At 72.0% G+C, this 4,301-nt stretch carries 1 protein-coding gene; it reads left to right on the top strand.

Features of this window, described 5'->3' with window-relative positions:
- Positions 1 to 15: 15 nt before the first annotated feature.
- Positions 16 to 4,301: SDR family NAD(P)-dependent oxidoreductase (locus tag ACZ3KP_RS40865; protein ID WP_467506202.1), on the top strand; the 4,286-nt coding region annotated here is incomplete at its 3' end.

Here is a 4,301-nt window from a genome sequence, read left to right as displayed (position 1 = left end):
GAGGGTGATGGGCTGGTGTTGACGGGTCGTCTGTCGCTGTCGGCGATGCCGTGGCTGGCCGACCACGCGGTGCACGGCACGGTTCTTCTGCCCGGTACCGCCTTCGTGGACCTGGCGGTTCACGCGGGTGACTTGGCCGGCTGCGGCATGCTGCACGAGCTGACGCTCCAGGAGCCGCTGGTCCTGCCCGCCCAGGGCGGCGTCCAGTTGCAGGTCCACGTGGGCGATACCGACGGCGACAGCGGCCGCCGCACGGTGACGGTCTCCTCCCGCGAGGGGGAGGGCGAGTGGGTCCGGAATGCGGTGGGTGTGCTGGCCCCGGCCGGTAACGAGGCTGCCCCCGCCCCGATGGCCGTCTGGCCTCCGGCGGGCGCGGAGTCCGTTCCGGTCGACAACGCCTACGAGAGCTTTGCCCAGCGGGGCTACGGCTACGGGCCGGCGTTCCAGGGCCTGCGTCAGGTGTGGCGCGCCGGGGACACCGTCTACGCCGAGGTCGAGCTGCCGCAGGCTGTCGAAGCCGATGCTGCCGGGTTTGGTCTGCACCCGGCGTTGCTCGACGCTGCCCTGCACAGCCTCCTTGCCGCCAGTGATGGCAGTGGCGGAGGGACGGGTCTGCCGTTTGCGTGGTCGGGGGTTCGGCTGCTGGCGGGCGGTGCCCGGCAGCTGCGGGTGGTCCTGGCGCCCGAGGCGAGTGGCGTCTCGGTGGCGGCGTTCGACGGTGTCGGTCAGCCGGTGCTGGAGGTCCGGTCGCTGGCGCTGCGGGAGATTCCGGCGGGTCAGTTCGGCGGCTCGGCCCGTCAGGTGCGCCAGTCGCTGTTCACCGTGGAGTGGGTCCCGCTGTCGGCGCAGGCCTCCGACACCGCAGTCCAGTGGGCGCGGCACGGCTCCGAGATCGCACCGGTGGTGGTGGCGGCCGTGCCGGCTGCTCCGTCCGGGAGTTCGGCGTCGCAGGCGGCTCAGCTGGCTGCCGCGGCGGTGTTGGGGTGGGTGCAGGAGTGGCTGGCCGATCCCGCGACCGACGACGCACGCTTGGTGATCTGGACCCAGGGCGTGGCCGCCGGTCAGGATCTGGCCGGTGCGGCGGTGACGGGCCTGGTGCGCTCGGCGCAGTCGGAGCATCCGGGTCGTCTGCTGCTGGTCGATGTCGACCCGGCGGCCGGCCTGGAACCGACGCGTGACGCCGACGTGGACACCGTCCTGGCCGTGGCGTTGGACGCCGACGAGTTCGAGGTCCGGATCGGTCCCGCCACCGACGGCGGAGGGATCGCGGCGTTCGGCCGACGGCTGGCCCGCGCCAGTGAACTGGCCTTGCCGAGTGGTTCGAACTGGCGGGTGGAGGTCGCCAACCCGGGTGACCTGGGCAGTGCTGCCGTCGTCGACGCTCCTGACACGGGCGCGGAGTTGACGGCTGGTCAGGTCCGGGTTGGTCTGCGTTCGGTGGGTGTGAACTTCCGCGACGTCGTCGCCGGTCTGGGTATGGTCGCGGACAACCGAGGTCTCGGTGGCGAAGGTGCCGGTGTCGTCTTGGAGATCGGTCCCGGTGTCACCGGTCTGACGGTCGGTCAGCCCGCGATGGGTCTGGTGCCGAACTGGGGTCCTGTCGGGATCGTGGACAGCCGCATGGTTGCCGCCATCCCGCAGGGCTGGTCGTATCAGCAGGCCGCGGCAGTGCCGATTGGGTTCCTCACCGCGTTCTACGCGTTGCGGGATCTGGCCCAGGTCCGGCCTGGTCAGCGGGTGCTGATTCACGCCGGTACGGGTGGTGTGGGCACGGCTGCGGTGCAGTTGGCCAAGGCGTGGGGCCTGGAGGTCTTCGCGACCGCGAGCCCGGCCAAGCAGCACGCGCTGCGGGCCATGGGCGTGGCTGACAGCCACATCGCCTCGACCCGTGATCTGGACTTCTGTGAGCGGTTCCTGGCCGTTACCGGTGGCGAGGGCATGGACGTGGTCGTCAACGCCCTGGCCGGGGAGTTCACGGACGCGTCGCTGCGGCTGCTGCCGCGCGGTGGTCAGTTCGTCGAGATGGGCAAGACGGACATCCGCAACCCCGAGCAGGTTGCTGAGGCCTACCCCGGGGTGGTCTACCAGGCCTTCGACCTGATGGACGCCGGCGAGCCGCGGGTCGGGGAGATGTTCGCCGAGTTGGGGGCCATGTTCGACGCGGGCACGTTGGTCCCGCCGCCGGTGACGACCTTCGAGCTGTCGCAGGCTGTGGCAGCGCTGCGCTACCTGCAGGCCGCCCGACACCTGGGCAAGGTCGTGCTGAACGTCCCGGCCGAGTGGGACAGTCAGGGGACCGTCCTGGTGACCGGTGGAACCGGCACGCTGGGCGGGGAGTTGGCCCGGCACCTGGTGAGCGTTCGTGGCATGCGGCACCTACTCCTGCTGTCGCGTCGTGGTCCGGTCGCGCCGGGCGTGGCCCGTCTGGTCGCCGAGTTGGCGCAGTCGGGTGCGGAGGTTCGCGTTCAGGCCGGCGATGCCGCCGACCGCGAGGGTCTCGCCTCGGTGTTGGCGCGGCTTACGGCCGAGCGGCCGCTGACCGCGGTGGTGCACGCGGCCGGTGTGATCGACGACGCCACCGTGGAGTCGCTGACGCCCGAGCGGATGGCGCCGGTGCTGGCGGCGAAGGCTGACGCGGCGTGGAACCTGCACGAGTTGACCGAGGACGCGGGCCTGGCCGGGTTCGTGCTGTACTCGTCGGCCGCGGCGGTCATGGGTAGCCCGGGGCAGGGGAGTTACGCCGCCGCCAACGCTTTCCTGGACGCACTCGCAGCCCACCGCCGCGATCGGCACCTGGTCGGCCAGTCGCTGGCCTGGGGCCTGTGGGCCCAGGCCTCGGAGATCACCGGGCAGTTGGCCGGCGCCGATCTCTCCCGGCTGCGTCGCGGCGGCATCCAGCCACTGACGACCGAGCAGGGTCTGGCGCTGTTCGAGGCTGCTATTGCCCTGGGCACGCCGTTGGCGGTCCCGGCCCGACTGGACATGGCGGCACTGGCACGCCCAGGACGACCGCTGCTTCCGCTACTGCGCGGACTGGCCGTTGGCGCCTCCGCCCGCCCGCCCGCGGCCGTTGCGGCAGACGCGGGTGGCCTGGCGGCTCGGCTGGCCGCGCTCGGTTCAGCCGAGCGCGAGCAGGAAGTTCTGCAGATCGTCCGATCTGCTGCCGCCGTGGTCCTGGGCCATGCGCGCCCTGGGGACATCGACCCCCAGCGGGCCTTCCGCGACATGGGCATCGACTCCCTGACCGCGCTGGAGCTCCGCAACCGGCTCTCGGCCGAAACCGGCCTGAGCCTGCCCGCCACCCTGGTGTTTGACTACCCCGTCCCCCTGGACCTCGCCCGGCACCTGGTGACCGAGGTGTGCGGGACCGCCGAAGCCGCCGGAGCGGCGTCCGTGCCGGCGGTCCGCCTCAACACCGACGAGCCGGTGGCGATCGTCGGTATGGGGTGCCGGTTCCCCGGCGGGGTTGAAGACCCGGACGGTTTCTGGCAGTTGGTCGCTGGAGGCTCCGACGCGATGTCTGGCTTCCCGGCGAACCGCGGTTGGGACGTGGACGGCCTGTCCGGCTCCGGTGACGCGGATGCGTCGTTTGCCCCGGTGGGCGGCTTCTTGGCCGGCGCTGCCGACTTCGACGCGGAGTTCTTCGGGATCAGTCCGCGTGAGGCGTTGGGGATGGACCCGCAGCAGAGGCTGCTGCTGGAGACGTGCTGGGAGGCGCTGGAGGACGCCGGCATCGAGCCGGGTACGCTGCGGGGCACCGACACCGGCGTCTACGCGGGCATCATCGCGTCGGGATATCGGGCTGGTGAGCAGGACGGTGCCGGTGGCTTCGGCCTGACCGGTACGACGGCGAGTGTGGCGTCGGGCCGGGTGTCGTACACGCTCGGGCTGCAGGGCCCGGCCGTCTCGATCGACACGGCCTGTTCCTCCTCCCTGACGGCGATTCACCTCGCCGCGCAGGCACTGCGCTCCGGCGAGTGCGGAATGGCCCTGGCCGGTGGCGTCACCGTGATGGCCTCGCCCGGCACGTTCACCGAGTTCGCGCGCCAGCGCGGCTTGGCCGCCAACGGCCGGTGCAAGCCGTTCGCGGAGGCGGCTGACGGGACCGGCTGGGGTGAGGGCGTCGGGATGGTGGTCCTGGAGCGGCTGTCGGACGCCCGTGCTCGCGGGCACCGGGTGCTGGCGGTGGTTGCGGGTAGTGCGGTGAACCAGGACGGTGCGAGCAATGGTCTGTCGGCGCCGAACGGTCCGTCGCAGCAGCGGGTGATCCGGGCTGCGCTGGCCAGCGCGAGGCTGCAGCC

Source organism: Streptomyces sp. NPDC020958, from assembly GCF_055562175.1.
The sequence above is the reverse complement of the archived record's forward strand: the minus strand, read 5'-3'. Positions and strand labels throughout refer to the sequence as shown.